Source organism: Sphingomonas sp. NFR04 (assembly GCF_900114095.1).
Lineage (GTDB): Bacteria > Pseudomonadota > Alphaproteobacteria > Sphingomonadales > Sphingomonadaceae > Sphingomonas.
In genome coordinates, this window is sequence record NZ_FORV01000001.1 from 324,183 (window position 1) to 344,842 (window position 20,660).

Genomic DNA, 20,660 nt, shown 5'->3' on the forward strand with positions numbered 1-20,660 from the left:
GAAAGATCGCTCGGTCTTTGGCGACTCGCGTCTGCGGAACATGACGAGAACGGATGACCGCGTCTACATTGGAAACAATCCTGGAATCTATTCTGTTGCTTCCATCGTAAGTAACACTTATTTTAACATCGCAGTGAACAAAGCGCCTCAGGCGACTCAGACCAAGCATGGGGCAGACTAGCTTTTTGGAGAAATGAGATGAACTTCGCGTTTCGCGAGTCGCGGCCGGGGCTAGTCTCTCGCATTTTGGCGACTATTACTCGCAAAACGATCGCTTCGCGGACCGCCGTCACGCCTGAGAAGTGCATCACTCCTGATTGCCCCTCTGTCGGCTGCGTAGAACACGGCGAGTGTGACGACTGCTACTTCTCTCGTCAGCTCTGATAGGTAGCGGCGCTCTCTAAGACCTGCCTGAGGCTACCTATTGCCCAGCCACCCCGCCGACGTAGTTGCCCGCCGGCAGCGATTTGACGGTGCTATTCACGTAGAAGACCGGCGCTACGTTGCCCTCGACTACTGCACCGGGGTCGTTGATCTTGATCCACGGCGTCACGCCCGGGCAGGCATCGATGCGGTTGAACCGAACGATCGTACCTCGGGCCTGGGTCACATAGAGCGCGATGGCCTGCCAGTTGACGCACCTGAACAGGTTTCCCGCGATCTCGATGTTCGTGTAATCGCCGCGCTTTTCCTCGTCCCCAAACCAGATGCCCTGCGGGTAGACATAGGCTGACCCTGGCTGCGCATCGCCGATGAACTGGTTGGAGATGATGCGGATGTTCTTGCAGGCCGCAGGCATCCCCGTCGTCCAGCACTGAATGCCGTCCGGGTGGTACGTGCCGATGGTGCGAAATTTGGAGAACTTGTTCCAGGCGATCAGGGCCCCGGCAACGCCGGGGATCTCGATCGCGTCGACGCCGATCCAGCTGATGTCGTTGTCGCGGATGACGATGTTGGTGCTCTGCTTGGCGTTGATGCCGACCCCGATCTCGACGATGCGCGAACCAGAGAGCGTGAAGCCGTCGCTCTGCGCCACCATGACCCCGTTGCGCTCGTCCACCACCCCATCGAGGAGGCCGTGAATGAAGAGCTTGTCGAGCGTGATGCCCGACCCACCATTGACCCGGATCAGGTAGTCATAGATCCGCGTGACCGACGTCACCTCAAGGTTGGAGAAGGTGATGTTGGCCGAGCGGTTGAGGACGATCTGCGCGATCACCGCCGGCCGCGCCAGGTCCGCGCTGGTGATCATCACCGGCTTCGCGAACACCTGGTCGTTGATGACCAGCGCCCCGTAAGCGCCGGGGGCAAGCGCGATGGTATCGCCGGGCTTTGCCGCCTTGATCGCGGCGGTGAGCTGCGCGGGCGTGGCGACGGGGATCGTTGCCGCGTGTGCGGCGGCGGGCGCCATGAGCAGGATCATGGCGAGGAGGAAACGGAGCATGGTGATTTCCTTCTGGAGCTGGAGCGGCGGCGTCAGGATGCTCGCTCATACGCACCCACGGCGCCGCTGCCGTCGGTGCGCCGGGTGACGCCAAGGATGTCGAACTTTCGCGCCTGCCGCGACGCGCGGTTGACGATCACCGAGCCGGCGACCGGGCGGAAGTCGCCCACGGTTTCGGCCTGGTTGGCCGCGTTGGTCACGCCGGTCGTGTCGCTGACGAACTGCGACGAGAAGGTGCTCGTCCCACCCAGCGCGAAATAGGTCGAGGACGGGTCGATCCACATGCCCAGATAGCTGCTGATCCCGGGCGCATTCCCGGATTCCGAACCGTTCAGGTTGACGTTCAGCGCCGACGCAACGCCATATACCGGCCAATAGTTCTGGCAGCGCGAGCCGGCGGGCGGATTGTTGCCGTGACCCGTGCTGTCCCAGACGATATTATCCGTGGTCGAGAGATTGAAACCGCGGAATAATTGCGTGTGATAGGGCCCATTGCTGTCGTTATAGGCAAGGTTGTGGCGCTGCCCCAAGAATGAGTTGTACGCCTCGACCAGGTTATAGATCGGCACCGAGGAGCCATCCGCGCCGATCTGCGCGACCTTGCAGCCGACATAATAGGCGGACTTCGCCAGGTTGCCGTCCAGCGACATGCCGAGAACCGGATAGCCATAATTGCCGCCGGCATTGTACGTGTAGAGGAAGATTAGGACGCCGCCGTTCGAGTTAACCGGCCCGTGAATACGGTTGTCCCGGATCACCGAGAACATCACCGGCACGGTCGGTGCAGCGAAGTCGCGGATAGCGGTCAGCAGGAAGATCGTGTTGCCGATGGTGTTCGGCGTGCTGACATAGCCGCCGTTCGGGCCATTGAGATTGTTCCCGGCAACAAGGGCATAGCCGGACTGCTGCTGCTTCGGCTCGCCGATCACCGCCGCGTTGAGGATGCTGCTATTCAGCAGCCACACCCAACCGTTCCGCCACTGCAAGCCGAACGTGGTGTCGAAAGCTGTGTAGGTCACGCCGCTGATCACCAGCTCGCCGGTCGCCTGCTTCACGATCGCGGTGTTGTCGGTCGCGCGGTCGAAGAAGATGTTGGCCGAGCTTGTCGCGGTCGCGGTCATGGTCACGCCGTCGCCGAACCACATGCGCGGGTGCCCGGCCTTCACCGGACCATTCCCGAAGATGACGGTGCCGGGCGCAGCTGACGGGTCCGCCTGCAGGTAGAACCACACGCTGCCTCGCGTCCTGGTGCCCATCGCGGTGCCGAAGCCGTTGTGGGTGCCCGCCTTCATGTAGGCATGCCCGCCGCCGCTGTCGTTGTGCGTGGTCAGGCCGCCGCTTGCCGTGTTGTGGTAGCTCTGCAGCGCCGTCTCCGCTGCCGCAGGGGTGGCGTAGCAATTCGACAGCGTGCCCTTGGCAGCATCGGCCGCGGCAAAGGTGCTGAACACGCCCGTGGTGCCCGTCGCGGTTCCCGAAGGATCGATGAAGCAATAGCCGATCTTCAGGAGGTTGGATGGGTCGTTGTAGAAGTGCCAGCGCGCCTGGATGTTGCGGCTGTTCACGATCAGGTTGTCGCTGCCGATATAGGCCCAGGTGCACGTCCCGTCGGTCACGTCGGTTGACACGATCGTGCCGGTTGGCCCGCCAGAGGAGGCGGAGACGCCGGCCGTCTTCAGCTGATAATAGTTCGAGCCGTTGCGGACGATGGTGCCGACGAAGGTATAGGCCTGCGACGCGCGCCAGTCGGCGCCCTCGCCACCAAACCTCGTGTTGAACGACGTTCCCAGCCAGGGGCACACCTCGAGCTCGATGAAACAGTCGCCGGCGGGGAGCGAGGACGTGTTGAACGTCAGCGGGAAAACCTCGACCGCGCAACCTCCTGGCCCGGACGTCGTGTACTGGGTCGACAGCTCGGTATCGACGACATCGGCCAGCACCACGCTTGCGGTGCGTGCCATGTTCCAAGCGGTGGCCCGGATGCCGGCAACCGGCCGGCGGCCACCGATGTGGATCCCCCATCCATGATCGACGACAACCTCAACACGGAGCGTGCCGGTCGACCGCTGATGCGGCGGCGTGATGATCGTCACGATCGGCGATGGATAGGGCATGGTCGACAGGTTGGTGACGGTTGCGCCGGACCCGATCGAGGCGAGCGAGGCCGCGATGCCCGACACATAGGCACCAGCCCCCAGGCTGACGCTCTTGATGACCGTGCTCTTGTAGATGGGCATGTCCGTCATGACGTGCGCGATCACGTCGCCGCTAGATTGCTGCTCGATATAGCCGGTGTCCTGGGTCAGCGGGATCAGCTTCCACAGGACACCGCCGTCGGAAACGGTCTGGCCGTCGGCCGAGTGCGTCGGCGCCGTCGTACCCTTGGTACCGCCCAGCTCGGTGTAATATGCCCGCGTCACTCCCCCCGAGGTGACCGAAGAGCAATAAGAGCGCGCCGGCACAGTAGAACCAAGGCTCAGCCAGTCCTTGGGCCACGGGCGCTTAGCGGGCAACGTGCCCCTGACCGCGCGGGTAATACGCTGCTCGGTGATTACGCCGCCAATGACGTCATAAGACACATCTTCGACCAGCATCACCAGCTTGGTCGCATCCAGCGGCGGGTCGTTGATCGGATGCCGGAGCGGCATGTTGTTGATCGTCAGCGCAACCGCGCAGCCGGTGAGATCAGGGAACGAGCCGTTGTCGTTGGCGACGGCGCCAGCCACCGAGGATAGCGCCACCAGGCCGTCGATCACCGGCGCGGCGGGCAGCGCCGGCCGCGCCGCGAACAGAGCCCGGCTGGAGACAGACAGATTCAAGGCGCTAAGGCGCATGGCCGCGCTCCTATGTTGGGGTGAGGGAGAGAGTGCCGTGCGCCGCGGCGGTCAGCTGATCAGGGCTTCTTCGCGATCTCAATCGACCAGTCGCGGACGTACTGGACGGCCGATCGGCAGAGCTTCTTGTCGGCGCGCTCGCGCACCACGAACACGGCCGTAGCCTCGTCGCGGTCGAGCAACATATCGAAGTCGACGACATCCAGCGGCGCGGCCAGGATCCGCTTTGCGCCGCTGGCGTCGGTCACCTGGGTGCCTGCCGGGATGGTCACCGGCAGCAGCGGCGGCAGCACGGGGAACGTCTCGTCGGTTGCTGGGCAGGCGGCGAGCTTCGCGGGATCCGGAGTGACGGGGATCGCGCGCGGGGTACTACAGGCCGTTATGCAGGCCATCGAGAGCAGAGCTGCGATTGCGGCGCGCTTCATGGGCACGTTCCTCCTGTTGGGCTTGGTCGTCACGGATCTCGGTGTCGCGGTTGGCCTGGGCGGCGCCGGCCGCGCGCTCGGCGCGGACCTGCCGCTGCCCGACCTCGGCGTTCGCCGCGGCGCGGTCGTTCGTGACCACGCGGCGATCATGGAAGTGCAGCCAGAGCCACAGGCCAGCCGCTAGGACGATGAGGCCGGCGAACGCGCCGGCGCCGATGGCGACGCGCTTGGCGTAGCGCTCGCCGACGAGGGGGATCAGCCAGCCGATCATGCCGAGGCCTCCGTCTCTGCCTTGGCCTTGGCGACCTGGCGGTCTTTGATGGCGATCGCGCCCGCGGTGGCCGTGATGCAGGCGGCGAGGCCGGCCGGATAGGCAACGCAGAACTCCGTGATCGACACCTGCACCTTGCCCGCCCAGATCAGCGCCGGCGGCGTGACGATGTAGGTCAGCGTGCCGAAGGCGCCGAGGACGCGTTGCACCTCGTACTCGCCGTTGATGCCGCGCAGGGCATTGAGGATGCTCATGACCACCCCCCAGCGGTCAGCGCCGCTTGGAACTTGATGGCATAGGCCGCGATCATGTCGGCGCGGTCGGTTCCATTGATGATGCGGCGGGCGGCGGCGAACTGATCGGCCGCGCCCGTCTGACCCGGCAGATAGTCGCGCAGCGCCTTACCGGTGAACCATCCCTCCTCCATGCCGCGCACGAGGATGAGCAAGCCCGCGCGCACAACATCATTCGCATCGCGGCACGGCAGATGGACGAGCACTTCCGCCGCCGCAACATGGTTCCGGCCTGTCCCCACTGCCAGACGGGAATTCCCAGAAGACGTGGGCCAAATGGCGAGCGTCAGCCGCGAATGGGAGCAGGCGCGGCGGAACAGAGAGGCTGAGCAAGGGCGCAGCTGAAAAGATCGACGGCCCCCTGCCCTTCTGGCCCGCCGCGATGACGCGCGCGATGTCGCTGGCCTATACCAGCGTGTCCGAGGCTCAGATGCGCCAGTGGGAGCGCGAGGGCACCGTGCGCTTCCGGGCGCGCGGGCCGCACGGTTCGATGATCACCGAGCGCGCGCAGCTGGACGGGGCGCTCCGCAAGCTGTTCGGCGAGGTCGCCGACGACATGGACTTCGGCGATGGCGACTGAACGGCTGCCCGCCTATGTGAACGTGCGTCGGCTCGCCGGCGGCCAGCGCGCCTATTTCTGGTGCCGCCCCGCCTGGGCAGATCCGAAGCTCGCCACCTCCCCCGACGAGAAGGTCCGCCGCAAGGCGCTGCGGAACGGCAAGACGTGCCCGGTCGCCAGCACGCCGCTCGGCACCGACGTCGCCGAGGTGATCGTTCGCGCACGCGTGCTGAACGAGGCGTTCGCAGCCTGGCGCTTGGGCGATCAGAAGGAGATCCCGCACGGCACGATCGCGTGGCTCTTCGACTGGTATCGCAAGCAGGATCGCTTCACCGAGAAGCGCCACCAGACGCGGATCGGCTACGAGCGCGCCATGCGGTACGTCGAGGAGATGGAGATGAAGACCGGCACGTTCGGCCAGCGCCAGGCGGGCGCCGTCGACGGGCCGGCGGCCGACAAGCTTTACCAGCGCGCGATGGCCAAGCACGGCGAGCGTCAGGGCTCCTACATGATGCAGGTCTGCCGCCTGGTGTGGAGCCTCGCCTGCCGGCCGGGCTATTCGAAGCACACCGGCGTGAAGGTGAACCCCTTCAAGGGCATGGGCATCAAGATCAGCACCGGCGTCGGCAAGGGCAACCGGGCGGCCACGCGCGAGGAGTACGACCTCTATCGCGAGACTGCGCGCGCGATGGGCCGCCAGTCGATGGCGACCGCCGCGGCGCTCTGCTTCGAGACCTGCCAGCGCGTCACGGACGTGTTCGGGTTCGAGGATCCGGACAAGAAGGTCGTGCGAGGCTTCTACTGGGGCGATTATCGCCCGGGCGAGCAGATCGCCGTCATTCAGTCGAAGACGGGTAAGTCGATCACGCTGCCGCTGGTCGACGGCAAGGGGGCGGATGCGGTCGAGCTATACCCCGAGCTTGAGGCCGAGCTGGCGCGCACGCCGCGCACCGAAGGCGCCGAGCGCGAGATGATCGTGCGGGATGAGCGGACCGGCAAGGCATACGGCATCGACTACATGCAGAAGCTGCACAAGCGCATCCGGATCAAAGCCGGGCTGCCGAAGGACCTGCGGTTCACCAGCTTCCGGCAGGCGGCCTCACCGAGCTGGGTGATTCGGGTGAGGTCGATATTCGCGCGGTGCCCGGCCACACCGAGATCAAGACGACGAAGATCTACGACAAGGCGAACCGGGAGAAGGCCCTCCGGATCGCACGAGCCCGGCGAGAACACATCGCGCGCGTCCTTAATAGCGAGACGCTTGCTGCCCTCGCCGATTGACGATGTTATGGGGCGGACGAGCTAGCTTTGGCGAGGCCAACTTGCTCTAGGCGGAGCGCTGGCTCAAGCGCCGATTCGATCACTGTAACGGCGTTCGTGATCGCTTCTGAGATTTCGTTCGGCTCCCCATCTCTCGGTTCGATCTCGTACATTGCCCGACGAATTCTAATAGTGAAGGCAGGGTCGGTGCCATTCCAATCATTCGCATAAGCCTCATACCAAGTGCGAAGTGCCCAAAACTGCTGCCTAATTATTTCTAGGGAATTCTCCACGCTCTCACCGAACATAGCTCGTGCGAGCGGAAGGCAGTCATCCAATGCTTCCACTTGCGGCCGGCAGTTCACCACCCTGTTGAGATAAGCTTGAGCAAGAGGCATCCGTTCTCTTCTCTCACGTGGCCAATCCGAGTAGCCTTCGAATTTCTTCAATTCCTCTAGTGCCTTATCGATCTCGCCACCGAACATCATAGGTGTGCGGATATATGAGAGCGCGGCGCGGCCTTTGTGAGTGGCGGTGAGGATGCGCTCGGCCATTTCCAACCGCCGCTCTGCCAACTTCTGTTGACGCCAGGCATTTGCGCCGATGTGCGCTCCGATAATCACCGCAGCGACGCCAGCAAGTGTGCCGATCCCTTGCAGCATAGAGCCTGTCGCGGCCCAATCGATCGAATTCGAACAGTGCATCTTCGCCCCCCGAGCGACATGATATCGCAGGCGGAGAACGAAGCAAGAATATCAAAACGCGTGTCAAAACGCTCCGGCGCTGAGGTGCGCCGGACGTGCAAAAAGCGAGGTTTTATGCGGCTTTGCGTGGTGGCCCGGAGAGGATTCGAACCTCCGACCTCTCGATTAGGAATCGCTTGCTCTATCCTGCTGAGCTACCGGGCCACGCGAGCGCTCGTACCGGCCTATGCCGCCCAAATCAATTGCGCGCCGCAGGCGGGACGACGGGAACCAGCAGCGGCGCGACGGGCACGCCGTCCTCGACCAGCGACTTCGCCTCCGCGAGTGTCGCCTGGCCGTGGATCGGTGCCTCCGGCGCGTCCCCCAGATGCATGGCGCGCGCCTTTTCGGCGAACGCGCCGCCCACCCAGGTCGAGGTTTCGAGCTGCTTGGCCTGGAGCTGCGCGATCGCAGCCAGCGCGGCCTTGAACGCGGCCGGAGCGACCGGCGGCTTGTCGGGCGCCTGGTTGCCCTTGGCCGCCACTGCCGGTGCCATCACCGCCTTGTTCACGTTGACGTCGCCGCAGAAGGGGCATGCGATCAGCCCCTGCGTGCGTTGTTCCTCATAGGCGCCGCTCGACTTGAACCACGCCTCGAACACATGATCGCCGCCGCACTTCAGGTCGAAGACGATCACGCCGTCCTCGCCTCTGGGATCGCGCGCCGATGGCGGAGCACCGGCACGCGGGTCCGCACATCCTCCAGCCGCGCGATGTCGAGCTCGGCGAAGCCAAGCCCCGCCGCCTCGCCCATGTCGAGCAACACGTCGCCCCAGGAATCGATGGCGAGGCTGTGGCCATAGGTGGCGCGGCCGTCTTCATGTTCGCCGGTCTGCGCCGCGGCGATCACGAACGCCGCCGCCTCGATCGCGCGGGCGCGCAGCAGCACGTGCCAATGCGCCGCGCCGGTCGGCCGCGTGAACGCCGCCGGCACCGCCAGGATGGTCGCACCCGCATCGCTCATCGTGCGGAACAGGTCCGGGAAGCGCAGGTCGTAGCAGATGGCGAGGCCGAGCTTGCCCAGCGGCGTATCGACCACCACCGGGCCCGCACCCGCCGTATAGCTGTTCGACTCGCGCCAGCTCTCGCCGGTCGGCAGGTCGACATCGAACAAATGCATCTTGTCGTAGCGCGCGCGGATCTCGCCCTGGTCGTCGATGACGAAGGCGCGGTTGGCGAGTTTGCCGTCCTCGCGCAGCACCGCAAGGCTGCCGAGATGCACCCAGATGCCCTGCTTCGCGGCGGCATCGCGGACGGCGGAAAGTACATGATCGTCGCGCTCATGCGCATAGTGGCGTTGGGCGCGCTCGCGGTTGCCGTCGACCAGGCCGGACATTTCGGGGGTGAACAGCATCGCCGCCCCGCCCGCCCTGGCCTGCGCCACCGCCTCGACCAGCGCGGCCGCGTTCACGGCGGGATCGATCCCGCTGGTCATCTGGAGCAGCGCGGCGCGGCTCATGCGGCGAGCAGCGGGTCCAGTCCGCCCTTGCGATCGAGCGCGGCGAGATCGTCCGAGCCGCCGATATGCTGCCCGTGGATGAAGATCTGCGGCACCGTCGTGCGGCCCGGCGCGCGCTCCAGCATCTCGGCGCGCTTGGGCCCGCCCATGGTGATGTCATACTCCTCATAGTCCGCGCCCTTGGCGGTGAGGAGCTGCTTGGCGCGCGTGCAATAGGGGCAGAACGCCTTGGTGTAGATTTCGACCTTTGCCATAATGCCTCCAGAGGTGTGCGCGGGGTCCCGGCTTGTCAATCCGTAGCGTCCTCGGCGAGAACGCGTGCCCAGCAAAGAACCACAACGCGCGAAGCCCCGCCGCGTTTGAGCAGCCGGGCGCAGGCATCGCCCGTCGCACCGCTGGTATGGACGTCGTCGACCAGCAGCACCGTCCGCCCCTGGAGCCGCGCCCGCCCATCGGGCGCCAGCGCAAAGGCGCCCGCGACCACCTTGGCCCGCGCCCGCCGCCCGAGCCCCTGGAGCTTGGGCGTCGCCTTCACCCGGCGCAGCAGATCGGTCTCGACCGGCAGCCCGCGCCCCTTAGCCACGCTCCGCGCGATCAGCACCGCCTGGTTGAACCCGCGCGACCAGAGCCGCCAACGGTGGAGCGGCACCGGCACCACCAGATCGACGCCGTCGGGCACCAGCCGCGCCATCGCCCGTGCCATCGTCTCCGCCACCGCCAATCGCCCGCCATATTTGAGCTTGAGCGCCAGCCGTCGCGCGACATCCCCATAGGCCACCGCCGCGCGCACCCCGTCATGCGGCGGCGGATGGGCGAGGCAGTCGCCGCACTGCGCCCCCGCCCCGCGGTCGTACTCGAACGGCAGATGGCAGGTCGCACACCAGGGCGGCCCCAGAAAATGCAGGCTGTCCCAGCAGCTTGCACAGAAACGATGATCGGCCTCGACGATCGCGCCGCAGCCCGGGCAGCGCGGCGGCAGCGCCAGGTCGAGGATACGGAGGAAAGGCGCGCGCGGATCCACGCGCCTCTTGTTCCAAGCCCCGCGCCGCTGCACAAGCGCGCCGTGTCCGACTCCGAAATCTTCGACCGCGCGCTGCGCCGCAAGCGCCGGGATCGCGCCGCGCGCAGCTACGAGAGCTTCCTGCGCGATCACATGCTCGATGGGCTGTACGAGCGGCTGGAAGGCGTGAAGCGCGAATTCCGCAATGTGCTCGACCTGGGCAGCGCTGACGGCAGCTTCGTCTGGCCCGGTGCCACCATCACCCGGCTCGAGGCCGGCGCGGCCTTCGCCGCCGCGAGCGGCGCGATCCACGCCGACGAGGACATGCACCCCTTCCCCGAGGCGAGCTTCGACCTGGTGATCTCCGCCGGCGTGCTCGACACGGTGAACGACGTCCCCGGCGCGCTCGCCCTCGCCCGCCGCGCGCTCAAGCCCGACGGGCTGTTCCTCGGCGCGTTCCTGGGCGCCGGCAGCCTCGCGACGCTGCGCGCCTGCCTGCTCGCCGCCGAGGCCGACCGGCCGGTCGCGCGCTTCCACCCGCAGATCGACGTGCGCGCCGCCGGCGACCTGCTGTCGCGCGCCGGCTTCACCCTGCCGGTCGCCGATGTCGAGACGCTGACGGTGCGCTATGGCGGCCTGGGCGGGCTGATCCGCGACCTGCGCGGCATGGCGGCGACGAACCTGCTGCCAAACACCCCGCCGCTCCGCCGCGAGACCCTCCTCGGCACCGCCGCCGCCTTCGCCGAGCGCGCCGACCCGGACGGCCGCACGCCCGAGAAATATTCGATCGTCTACCTGACCGGCTGGGCCCCCGACCCGTCCCAGCCCAAGCCCGCCCGCCCGGGCAGCGCGACCGCCTCGCTGGCCGACGCGCTCAAGCCGAAGAGCTAGACGGTGGCGAGGCGTCGGTGACCAACGACGACGCCTCCGCCGGCTGGGACGCGGTCGCGGACCGGTTCGCGGCGCTGCGCTCGGATGTCGGCACCGACATCGTCCTCCACTGGTCCCGCCACCTGCCACGCGGCGGCGCGGTGCTCGACATCGGCTGCGGCACCGGGGTGCCGATCGGTGCCTGCCTGGCGGCCGAAGGCTTCACGCTGTTCGGCATCGACCCCGCAACGCGGATGATCGCGGCTTTCCGCGACAACGTGCCCGAGGCGACCGCGGCCTGCGAGCCGGCGGAAACCAGCCGCTTCTTCGACCGCCGATTCGACGGCGTAGTGGCGGTGGGCATATTGTTCCTGCTGCCGGAGGCCGCCCAGGCCGCGGTGATCGCCCGCGTCGCCCGCGCGCTATGCCCCCGCGGCCGCTTCCTGTTCAGCGCGCCCCGCGAGCGCTGCGCATGGCAGGACAGCCTTACCGGCCGGCGCTCGCGGTCGCTGGGCGAAGCGGCGTACGGCAAGCTGCTCCGTGCGGCGGGATGCGAAATAGTGGGGTGCCATCGGGATGGTGGGGGCAATGACTATTTTGACGCCGTGGCGCTCGGGGCGTGAGGTTCGCCGGCGAGACCAGCCATCTAGTGTCTAGAATCCGCTCAACAGCGGGCGGGAATTGCTTCGTTGAGCGAGGGCATCTTTTCGGATCGCGGGCCACGAGGTTGAATGTCCGCTGGTGCGCGAGTTGCCATTCGCCAAGCTCGCCGCGAACGACAGCTTCGTCCCAAAAGCCCCGGCAGCAATCCACGGTGTGCTGCAATTTCTCCGCATGCGCTAACGCTATGGGCGGACAATGATCGTCGCGCGCAGGGCTCGGCCGAATTCTGGCCGGGCGAAGAAGTAGCCACTGCCCCGGCCGTCTGCATTGAAGGACCCGCCTCTCGGGTTCCCTTCAGTCAGCCCGAGCGTGTTCGTCAGGTTCGTGATGCGGACGACGAGCTTCAGCCTCTCCGAGAGCTGGGCGTCCACGTGGAGATTGAGGAGCGAAAAGGGCGGCAGGCGCTGAGTGTTGGCGATATCCGCGAAGCGCTCGGAATAATGGACGATTTCGGATGCGAGACGAAGATCGCCGCCAAACAGGACGAGGCTTGGGGTTGCGCGGACCGCAAGCTTCGGCACGCGGATCAGATGGTTGCCGGTCACATCGAAGGTTACCGGCGCGCCGTCCACGAGATCGACATAGCGGAAATTGCGGTAGCGCGGGTCTTGCAGCGTTGCCTGCACATCCAGATGTACCGGTCCCACGAGTTCGGCATGGCCGTCCAGCTCAAGGCCCCGCGTCGTGGTATCGGCGATCGAGGTCCGTTCGACATAGCTGTAGGACGCAGGATCGAAGCGATAGTCGGCGAAGGGCAGCCGTGTGAAATGGGTCCGGAATGCCACGGCGGATAGGTTCCAGCGCCGGTGCCGCAGCAGCAGCCCCGCCTCGATCATGGCGATCGGAACCGCCGCTTCGTCGGCTCGGTTGGGATTTCCGTTGAATTCGGTTGCGCTCGGCAGCCGTGCGATCCGCGACACACGCGCGAACATGCCGCTGCGGGGCGTGGGATTGAAGTTTGCGCCAGCGGTCCAACTCACGCCAGAAAAGCTGCGGTGGATCGGCGTGATCGCACCTGTTCCGGTCAGCACCGCGTCGTCCGCCAAGGTCGCCGGATCGCCGAGATCCACCGCCACCGCGCCTTCGACGCCCCCGCCTATCCGGGTACGCTCCCAGCGCGCGCCCAGATCCAGCCGCCAGCGCGACGACAGCTTCCATTCGTCCGCCCCATAGATCGCGACGTCCGACGCGCGCAGGTCGACATGGTCGAACAGCGAGCCGTAGCGGAGAAATCCATTGTCGGTGAGCGCGCCGAGCAGCTGCCCCGTCCCGTCGAGCGCCACGACATCCAGACGCTGCGCCCGGCCGCGCACGTCCAGCAGCACCGAGCCCATTTCCCGATCGAAGCCAAGCCGCATGTGATCATAGCTTAGGCCAACCGCCGCTTCGTGGCTGCCCAGCGCATCCAGTCGCTGCGTCAGACGCGTGTCGGAGACGAACTCGGTCATCGGCATCCGCACTGAAAGCAGGTTTGCGCTCACGACAAGGCCGTTGCCGTTGCTATCTGGAAGGAACGGCATGCTGCTGCCCGTGTAGCGGATCTGAGTCGCGGCGGTGCCGGGAAAGGCAGACACCAGCTGGGTGCGGACGCCGTCGAGATAGGCGGCGCCGGACATCGGGCGTCCGATCGGGAACAGCCCATTGCGCAGGGTGCTTCCAGTGCGCAGGCGCGCCTTGCTCTCCAGCGCAAGCCCCTGCCCCAGCGCCAGCCGTGCGGTAAACGTGTAGAACGTGACGCGGCTGTGCGTGCCTTCGGAAAGATCGAAGTCCGTGGTGCCGGCAGCGGTCTTCATGGGCACGTGCACCGCCTGCGGGCCGGCCAGCGTGTCGAACAATGGATCAAAGCCGGGAATGGCGCGGATGGCACCGTCAGCACCGGCCTGGAGCGGCACCGGCAGGTACAGGATGACACGGTCGTCGAGGTGCTTGACGTTGAACGCAAGGCGCACGCCCCCGTCGTCATACTCGATGGCGCCGCGAAGCTGGCCGCCGCGGTCGGCGGGATAGCCCGGATCGCGCAAACCATCGTCGCGGCGGTAAAAGCCTCCCACCGACAGACCGAGATGCGGCGCGAGGGCGGCGCCTGCGAAGCCGTCGATCCGCTGGTAGCCGAAGCTTCCCAGCGTGGCGGAAAGCGTCGTGCCCGGCCTATGCAGGCCGGAGCGCGTAAGGAAATTGACGCTGCCGCCGGGTGCATTGGGCATGAATACCGCAGAGGGGCCGCCGCGGACCGCCTCCACCCTGTCGATCGTCGAGTCGGCGCGAAAAACCTGATCGGTGTTGAGATATCCCAGCCCTCCGTCATATTGGACCGGTAGCCCGTCCTCGAGCAGCGCGACCGACGAATAGCCGTCGGTGGGGATGCCACGCGAACGCACATTGTTGCTCGCCTCGCCGCCCGTGGACTCGACCCAGAAGCCGGGAATCTGCCTGAACAGGTCTGCCGTGGATCGCGGCCCGGCCCGTGCCAGCGTGTCGGCGTCGATCGGCGTCACCGCGTAGCTGAGCGCGGTATCGCGTAGCGGCGTGCCGGCAGCGCGCCCGGTGACCACAAGCTCCTCGGGCGGGGGGAGCGGTTCCGGGGGCATTGCTGGTTTGGGTCGAGCCTGCGGCTTGGGAATGGGCCGGGTGCTCCGTGCCGGCGCCGCCCGCAGGATGACGACGCGATCGGACATGCGTGCGACCGCAAGACCGCTGTTGCGCAGCAGTCGATCGAGCGCCGCGCGGGCCGTCATCCTGCCGCGCACGCCGGCGCAATGGCGAGGGGCAGCCAGGCGGTATGGGTAGAGGATCTGCACGCCCGCCTGCCGAGCGAAGCTATCCAGAGCGGTCGCCAGGCTTTGTGCCGGGATGTCGAACAGGGCTTCCCGCTGCGGCTGCGCCTGTGCGGGCGCGACCACGACCACCGCCGCGCCGCACGCCAGCCGGCAGGCACGCAAGGGCATGCGGATGGGAAACAGGCTCCGACTCAGGCGCATGAAGCGTCCGTGCCGCCCGCACGCGACAGCTTCGTGTCACGCGCCGCTTGCGGAATAGTCGTGCGTCAGTTGGAACGGCGGAACAGCTCGATCCGATCACCCGCGCGGCGGTGATCGATCGCGAAGCCTTCGCGCAAGGCGAGCAGAAAGCTGTCCGGATCGTCGATCTGGAACGCGCCGCCCAGTCGGGTGCCGGCAAGATCGGCCTGTCGCAGCACCATCTTCTCCGGCAGGTAGCGATTGAACTCGGCGATCGCACGGTCCAGCCGCATGCCGTCAAATATGATCCGGCCCTGCTCCCAGGCCGTCGCGGCCGCGAGCGCGTCGGGCAACCATCGGCTCACCTGCGCCTTGCCATCGGCGACGGTCAGCGCGCTGCCGGCTCCAATCGTCTCGCTCGGCGCACCCCGATAAGCCGCTGTCGCGCTACCGGTGACGACGAGCAGCTGCCCACCTTCCGGGGCAAGCCGAAGGTTGAACCTGCCGTCGCTGAGCCCTGCTTCTATGGGATCGCTGTAGAGGCGGACCGGCGTTGCCCCCGCCCGGACCAGCAGCGCCGCCTCGCCGCGCTCGACCCACAATTGCCGATCGCGGCCGAACCGCCATGCCAGCTGTGTATCGGTATTCAGCATCGCCAGGCTGCCATCGGGCAGGCGCAGGGTGCGCCGTTCGCCCACCGCCGTCGCGGCATAGCTCCGGCGCGGCCAGGCGAGGAACGCGCCCGCACCACCCACGCCCAGCAACGCTGCCGCGCCCGCCGTCACGGCCCGGCGCGACACGCGATGCGGTGCAACCGGCGCAGCCATTGGCGGCGGCGGCGCTATCGGATCTATCAGCATGGCAAGTTGCGGATCGGCGGTTCGCCGCCATGTCGCGGCGACCTGCGCGAAGACCGAAGCGTGGCGGGGGTCGGAATCGCGCCAGGCGGCGAATGCCTGCTCGTCGGCGGTGCCGCAATCGAGCGCCACCAGCCAATCGATCGCCTGCGCCTTCAGATCCGCTCCAGCCTTTCCTTCGTCTCCCAAGATGCGTGCTCCGTCTTCGCCCGTGCTTCCGTTCGGTTCAGCCGCTGCATCAACAGGCGAAGGGCCTTTACCAGATGTGTCTCCACCGTGGAGACGGAGATGTTCATTCTCTCCGCTACTTGCGCCGGGGGCAAGCCGTCGATTCTCCGCAGAATCATCGCCTCGCGCATCCGCGGCGGCATTTCCTGCAGCACACGGGCGACATGCTGGAGCTCCGATCGGTCCATCGCCACCACGTCGGGCGTCGGATCCTGGTCCGTGGTCTCCAGAGCCTGGAGCAGCGCGCCCTGGGCGAGCTGCACCACTTCCGCGCGACGGAACCGCTCGATCGCGAGGTTCCGCACGATCCGGATCGTGAAGGCGTGCGGGTTGGCGATGGCCGCCCAGCCATCAAGCGCGAACAGCCGCGCATAGGCTTCCTGCACCAGTTCCTCGGCCTCGTCGGCCCGGCGAACCAGGCGCGTCGCGTAGCGGAGCGTCTGCGCGTGATACGCAAAGACGTGATCGGCAAACCAGACGTCGATGTCGCGTAGCCATGCCATCCCGTGTCGCCCTCCGTCGCTTCAGCCGCCGGGCTGCGACTAGGACCCGCGTATGACAGGGAATTGACAGGGGTGCCGTCGCCACTGCGTTTTCGCGGACGCACAAAAAATTTCGCCGCCGAGTAGCGGAACCGTCCGCCCAAGCCGTCTTCGTCGCGAAAGCACCTTGCAACGCATCCCCCGACGCGCGGTCGCGCGGTGGGCCAACCGATCGCGCATCCGGCGCGGCCGGAGGATGTCGCGCGTCCGCAATCCAAAAGGGAACATCATGAAGCCTTCGCTGCTCAGCGCGTCACTGCTCGCCATCCTCTGCGCAACCGCCGCGCCCACCTGGGCGCAGGATCAGCGCCCGGAGGCGGCAGACGAGGCCGCGCCCGGCGAGGCGATCATCGTCACCGGGCGCGCCGGTACCGGTGAGCGGACCAAGGCCGAGATGAGCTATTCGGTCACCCGCATCGACGAAGAAGCGCTGCGCCTCCAGGCCCCGACCAGCGTCACCGAGGCGCTGAAGTCCGTCCCGGGCTTCTGGGTCGAGGCATCCGGCGGCGAGGCGAGCGGCAACGTCCGCGCACGCGGCGTGCCGGTCGACGGCTATGGCTCGATCCAGCTGCTCGAGGACGGCGTTCCCGTCCAGCACGATCCCGCGCTCGGCTATCTCAACGGCGACCAGGTGTTCCGCCTCGACGAGACGATCGAGCGGATCGAGGTGGTTCGCGGCGGCCCCGCCTCGCTCTTCTACTCGAACGCACCCGCCGGCGCGGTCAATTTCATCCCGCGCCAGGTGGGCGACACCGCATCCGGCATCGTCAAGGCGACGGTCGGTGCGGACAGCATGTACCGCATGGATTTCTGGGTGGGCGCGCCGGTCGGCGAGTGGAAGCTCGCGCTGGGTGGCTTCTACCGCTCCGAAGGTGGAGTGCGCGATCCGGGCTTCACGGCAAACCATGGCGGCCAGCTGCGCGCGACGGTGTCCCGCGATTGGGAGCGCGCCAAGTTCAGCCTCGACGTCAAGCATATGGACGACATTGTCGGCTTCTACACCGGCATCCCGATGCGGACCTATCCGGACGGCAAGATCCGCGCGGTACCGGGGTTCGATGGCCATTATGGCACGGTTGCAGGGCCCGAGACCGAGCGCGTGAAGATGATCATGGGCGACGGCAGCACCTATGATTTCGACAACAGCGTCGGCACGCAGGTCAAGCGTACCCAGGTGACCGGCAAGTTCGCGTTCGAGCCGTGGGACGACTGGAAGATCACCAACACCTCGCGCTACAACGACACGACCACCCAGCGGAACGGCGTCTATCCCAACACGCTGCAGAGCGCGTCCAGCCTGCTGGCCCAATCGGCATCGCTGCTGGGCCAGGCGCCCGGCGCGACTGCGCTGCAGCTGCGCTATGCGACGACGCCGACCCAGCGCTTCGACACCGCCAACCAGAACGGCAACGGACTGGCGATCGTCGGCGGCCTGCGCGGGCTCACGCTTCCGGTAAAGGAATTCATGAGCGACACCCGCGTGTCGCACCGCTTCGACCTGGGTTCGACCACGCACGACGTGACCTTCGGCTATTATTTCGCCCATATCGACGAGACGTTCGGCCGCTATTCGTCGACCGCGCTGCTGGATGTGCAGGACAATGCGCGGCTGCTCGATCTGGTCGCGGTCGACGGGGCGGGAAATGTCGTGCGGACGTTCACCGATCACGGCATCTACAAATATGGCTATGAGTGGGAAGACGCACATGGCGAGCAGACCTCGCATGCGCTGTATCTCGCCGACGAATGGCAGGTGACGCCGCGGCTCCGCATCGACGGCGGCGTGCGCTGGGAGACGATGCGCACCCGCGGCACGGTCGCACTCAAGAAGACCGTCAACCTCGGCACCTTCGCGACCTCGTCGATCCAGACGGAAAGCGGCGTTTACGCCAATCATGACGACAATTTCAGCCACGCGACCTGGACGCTGGGCGTCGACTATCAGTTCGGGCGCAACGCCGGCCTGTTCGCCCGCTACACCTCGGCCAATCGCCTGCCGAGCCTCGGCAACTATATCACCAGCCCCACCGCCAAGCCGATCATCCAGACGATGGACCTGGGCGAAGTGGGCGTGAAATATGCGAGCGCGCTGGTCTCGCTCTATGCGACCGGCTTCTGGACCAAGTATAACAACGTCTCGTTCACCAACTATCGCTTCGACCTGAACGGACCGGCGGTGAGCGAGGCGCGCTACGCCGACACCCAGACCTTCGGCCTGGAACTGGAAGGGACGCTGCGCCCGATGCGCTGGTTCGACCTGTCCGGCACCGCCACGCTGCAGGATCCCAAGTACAAGGGGCTCACCTATGTCGATGCGACCGGCAAGAATTTCGATTTCGACGGCAATCGCCTGATCCGCATTCCGACCGTCAGCCTGCGTCTCGTCCCCGGCCTCAACCTGCTGGGCGACCGTCTGCGCCTGCAGGCGTCGTGGGAATATGAAGGCAAGCGCTATGTCGACACCGCCAATTCGGTGCGGCTGCCGGCCTATGCCACCGTCAATCTGAGCGCGCGGTTCAACGTGTCGCAGGCATTGTCGCTGTACGGCTATGTCGACAACCTCAACAATTCGCTGGGTCTCACCGAAGGCAATCCGCGCGCGGGCGAGCTCCAGAACGGCGATGCGGGTGCCAACACCTTCATCGCGCGTCCGTTGATCGGCCGGAATTTCCGGGCCGCGCTGATGTACAAGTTCTGAGCGATGACGGTGCGTACCGCCTCCGCCGCGCTTGCCCTGCTTTTCGCCCTCGCCGTTCCTGCACATGCGCAGGGCGGCCGGATGGAGACGCCGCCATCGCGCGAGGAGGCGCGTGTGCCCTGGCGCGTGATCAAGGGCAGACTCACCCGTGCGGCGTATGAACGCTACACGGAGCTGCCGTTCGACCTGCCGGAAGGCGTCGCGCGCCTGACGATCCGGTTTCGCTATGGCGGCAAGGAACAGCGCTCGGTGATCGATCTGGGCCTGCGCGATCCGCACCGCTTTCGCGGCTGGAGCGGCGGCACGCGCAGCAGCATGACGCTCAGCACCGAGGATGCGACGCCAGGCTATCTTCCCGGCCCGCTGCCCGCCGGGTGCTGGAACCTGATCCTCGGCGCGCCCAATATCCGCGAAGGTGCCGAGGCGCCCTATGAAGCGGCGATCTTCATCGAGCGGCAGCCGACCGCCATCGAATTCGCCGATGCGCCGATCTCGGCCACCGCCGGCTGGTACCGCGGTGACCTGCACCTCCATAGCGGCGACAGCGATGGGCGGTGCAAGGCCCAGTCGGGGGCGAGCATTGCCTGCCCCGTCTACCGCACGGTAGAGGCTGCGGCGGCACGCGGGCTCGATTTCATCGCGCTCAGCGATCACAACACCACCGCCCATTACAACGCGCTCCGCGAGCTGCAGGGCGCGTTCGACAAGATGCTGCTGATCCCCGGCCGCGAGATCACCACCTTCTGGGGCCATGCCAACGTGTTCGGGCCCACCGATTTCCTCGATTTCCGCATGGTAGGGCCGACCTGGAGCGAGGCGCGCAAGTGGATCGATCCCGTCCACCGCGAAGGCGGGATCGTCTCGGTCAATCACCCCGGCGCGCCCTCCGGCGAAATCTGCATGGGCTGCGGGTGGCGTTTCGGCGACCTGCCGGACGGTGCAGTGGATTCGATCGAGGTGGTCAATGGCGGTACGATGCGCGAGACGCGATCCGCCGACGGTGCGCTGCAAGGCTTCGCCGCCTGGAACAGCTTGTTGAACGCGGGCCATCACGTCACCGGCATCGGCGGAAGCGACAGCCACGAGGCCGACCGCCCTGCCGCCGAGGCGGGTTCGATCGGCAGCCCCACCACCGTGGTCTACATGCGGGACCTGTCGGTGCGGGGATTCCTCGACGGCGTTCGCGCCGGCCGCGTATTCATCGACGTCGAGGGTACACGCGATCGCGTCCTGGACCTGGTGGCAACCATAGACGGCCGCCGCGCGACCATGGGGCAGACGCTACAAGCCCGTGCAGGCGAGACGATCCTCTTCACCGCGTCGCTCCAGGGCATGACGGAGGGGGTCGTGCAGCTGGTCATCGACGGCAAGGCCGACGCGCCCTTCCGCACCACCTTTGCCAGGGACCGTCCAGCATCTCCCTGGCTTTGGCGCACCGATGGCCGCACCCACTGGATCCGCGCTGAGGTGCGAGACGGTGACGGGCGCCTTCTCCTCATCGGCAACCCGATCTACTTCACGGACTAGGGATGGTCCCATACCTTCCGGTCGATGCGTGGGA

20 protein-coding genes and 1 tRNA gene are annotated in these 20,660 nt (G+C 66.6%); 6 read left to right on the plus strand and 15 right to left on the minus strand.

Translation table 11 applies throughout. The features are described from left to right. Window positions 1–421 precede the first annotated feature (421 nt). Genes BM009_RS01510 through BM009_RS01535 form a run of 6 tightly spaced genes read right to left on the minus strand, consistent with a single transcriptional unit; the run spans window position 422 to window position 5,470 of the window. Window positions 422–1,444 (minus strand): right-handed parallel beta-helix repeat-containing protein, encoded by a 1,023-nt coding sequence (locus tag BM009_RS01510; protein WP_093293054.1) that lies wholly within the window; start codon window positions 1,442–1,444, stop codon window positions 422–424. A 32-nt stretch (window positions 1,445–1,476) separates the two neighbouring features. After that, the gene (locus tag BM009_RS01515) at window positions 1,477–4,275 is read right to left on the minus strand and encodes a hypothetical protein (protein ID WP_139216503.1); all 2,799 of its coding nucleotides are present in this window, start codon (window positions 4,273–4,275) and stop codon (window positions 1,477–1,479) included. Between the two features lie 59 nt (window positions 4,276–4,334). Then, on the minus strand, window positions 4,335–4,700 hold the full coding sequence (locus BM009_RS22070; protein ID WP_139216504.1) for a hypothetical protein: 366 nt from the start codon (window positions 4,698–4,700) through the stop codon (window positions 4,335–4,337). Continuing rightward, window positions 4,645–4,971, minus strand: a complete 327-nt coding sequence (locus BM009_RS01525) for a hypothetical protein (protein ID WP_093293060.1) — start codon at window positions 4,969–4,971, stop codon at window positions 4,645–4,647. Before BM009_RS01525 ends, BM009_RS22070 begins: the two co-directional genes overlap by 56 nt. Next, window positions 4,968–5,225, minus strand: a complete 258-nt coding sequence (locus BM009_RS01530; RefSeq protein ID WP_093293076.1) for a hypothetical protein — start codon at window positions 5,223–5,225, stop codon at window positions 4,968–4,970. The genes BM009_RS01525 and BM009_RS01530 overlap by 4 nt, the downstream gene beginning before the upstream one ends. After that, window positions 5,222–5,470, minus strand: a complete 249-nt coding sequence (locus BM009_RS01535; protein WP_093293078.1) for a hypothetical protein — start codon at window positions 5,468–5,470, stop codon at window positions 5,222–5,224. Before BM009_RS01535 ends, BM009_RS01530 begins: the two co-directional genes overlap by 4 nt. 176 nt (window positions 5,471–5,646) lie before the next feature. Between BM009_RS01535 and BM009_RS01540 the strand changes: the two genes are divergently transcribed. Together BM009_RS01540 and BM009_RS01545 are read left to right on the plus strand one after the other, a co-directional pair. Beyond that, window positions 5,647–5,844 (plus strand): hypothetical protein, encoded by a 198-nt coding sequence (locus tag BM009_RS01540; protein WP_093293080.1) that lies wholly within the window; start codon window positions 5,647–5,649, stop codon window positions 5,842–5,844. After that, the gene (locus BM009_RS01545) at window positions 5,834–7,129 is read left to right on the plus strand and encodes a hypothetical protein (protein WP_093293082.1); all 1,296 of its coding nucleotides are present in this window, start codon (window positions 5,834–5,836) and stop codon (window positions 7,127–7,129) included. The genes BM009_RS01540 and BM009_RS01545 overlap by 11 nt, the downstream gene beginning before the upstream one ends. Here the strand turns inward: BM009_RS01545 and BM009_RS01550 are convergent. The 6 genes from BM009_RS01550 to BM009_RS01575 all read right to left on the minus strand — a co-directional run bounded on the left by BM009_RS01550 (window position 7,110) and on the right by BM009_RS01575 (window position 10,305). After that, a complete protein-coding gene (locus BM009_RS01550) occupies window positions 7,110–7,745 on the minus strand; it encodes a hypothetical protein (protein WP_093293084.1) in 636 nt (211 codons plus the stop codon). The genes BM009_RS01545 and BM009_RS01550 overlap by 20 nt on opposite strands. A 169-nt stretch (window positions 7,746–7,914) precedes the next feature. Next, a tRNA-Arg gene (locus tag BM009_RS01555) sits at window positions 7,915–7,991 on the minus strand. Between the two features lie 34 nt (window positions 7,992–8,025). Beyond that, window positions 8,026–8,463 (minus strand): DUF1178 family protein, encoded by a 438-nt coding sequence (locus BM009_RS01560; protein WP_093293086.1) that lies wholly within the window; start codon window positions 8,461–8,463, stop codon window positions 8,026–8,028. Next, a complete protein-coding gene (locus BM009_RS01565) occupies window positions 8,460–9,284 on the minus strand; it encodes a carbon-nitrogen hydrolase family protein (RefSeq protein WP_093293088.1) in 825 nt (274 codons plus the stop codon). Before BM009_RS01565 ends, BM009_RS01560 begins: the two co-directional genes overlap by 4 nt. Then, a complete protein-coding gene (grxC, locus tag BM009_RS01570) occupies window positions 9,281–9,538 on the minus strand; it encodes a glutaredoxin 3 (RefSeq protein WP_093293090.1) in 258 nt (85 codons plus the stop codon). The genes BM009_RS01565 and grxC overlap by 4 nt, the downstream gene beginning before the upstream one ends. 35 nt (window positions 9,539–9,573) lie before the next feature. Beyond that, window positions 9,574–10,305: a ComF family protein gene (locus BM009_RS01575; protein WP_093293092.1), complete on the minus strand. Its 732-nt coding sequence runs from the start codon at window positions 10,303–10,305 to the stop codon at window positions 9,574–9,576. A gap of 42 nt (window positions 10,306–10,347) precedes the next feature. Between BM009_RS01575 and BM009_RS01580 the strand changes: the two genes are divergently transcribed. Together BM009_RS01580 and BM009_RS01585 are read left to right on the plus strand one after the other, a co-directional pair. Then, window positions 10,348–11,175: a methyltransferase domain-containing protein gene (locus BM009_RS01580; RefSeq protein WP_093293094.1), complete on the plus strand. Its 828-nt coding sequence runs from the start codon at window positions 10,348–10,350 to the stop codon at window positions 11,173–11,175. 17 nt (window positions 11,176–11,192) lie between these two features. After that, on the plus strand, window positions 11,193–11,777 hold the full coding sequence (locus tag BM009_RS01585) for a class I SAM-dependent methyltransferase (RefSeq protein WP_254772104.1): 585 nt from the start codon (window positions 11,193–11,195) through the stop codon (window positions 11,775–11,777). A 222-nt stretch (window positions 11,778–11,999) separates the two neighbouring features. Here BM009_RS01585 and BM009_RS01590 read toward each other — a convergent pair whose 3' ends face one another. The 3 genes from BM009_RS01590 to BM009_RS01600 form a co-directional block, all read right to left on the minus strand. After that, window positions 12,000–14,717 (minus strand): TonB-dependent receptor, encoded by a 2,718-nt coding sequence (locus tag BM009_RS01590; protein ID WP_175487852.1) that lies wholly within the window; start codon window positions 14,715–14,717, stop codon window positions 12,000–12,002. 143 nt (window positions 14,718–14,860) lie between these two features. After that, a complete protein-coding gene (locus tag BM009_RS01595) occupies window positions 14,861–15,820 on the minus strand; it encodes a FecR family protein (RefSeq protein ID WP_093293098.1) in 960 nt (319 codons plus the stop codon). Then, entirely contained in the window at window positions 15,787–16,362 is a 576-nt protein-coding gene (locus tag BM009_RS01600) for a sigma-70 family RNA polymerase sigma factor (protein WP_093293100.1), read from the minus strand. The genes BM009_RS01595 and BM009_RS01600 overlap by 34 nt, the downstream gene beginning before the upstream one ends. Window positions 16,363–16,630: 268 nt before the next feature. Between BM009_RS01600 and BM009_RS01605 the strand changes: the two genes are divergently transcribed. Beyond that, window positions 16,631–19,099, plus strand: a complete 2,469-nt coding sequence (locus BM009_RS01605; RefSeq protein WP_175487853.1) for a TonB-dependent receptor — start codon at window positions 16,631–16,633, stop codon at window positions 19,097–19,099. A 3-nt stretch (window positions 19,100–19,102) separates the two neighbouring features. Continuing rightward, window positions 19,103–20,626, plus strand: coding sequence for a CehA/McbA family metallohydrolase (locus BM009_RS01610; RefSeq protein ID WP_093293104.1), 1,524 nt, complete (start codon window positions 19,103–19,105; stop codon window positions 20,624–20,626). Window positions 20,627–20,660 lie beyond the last annotated feature (34 nt).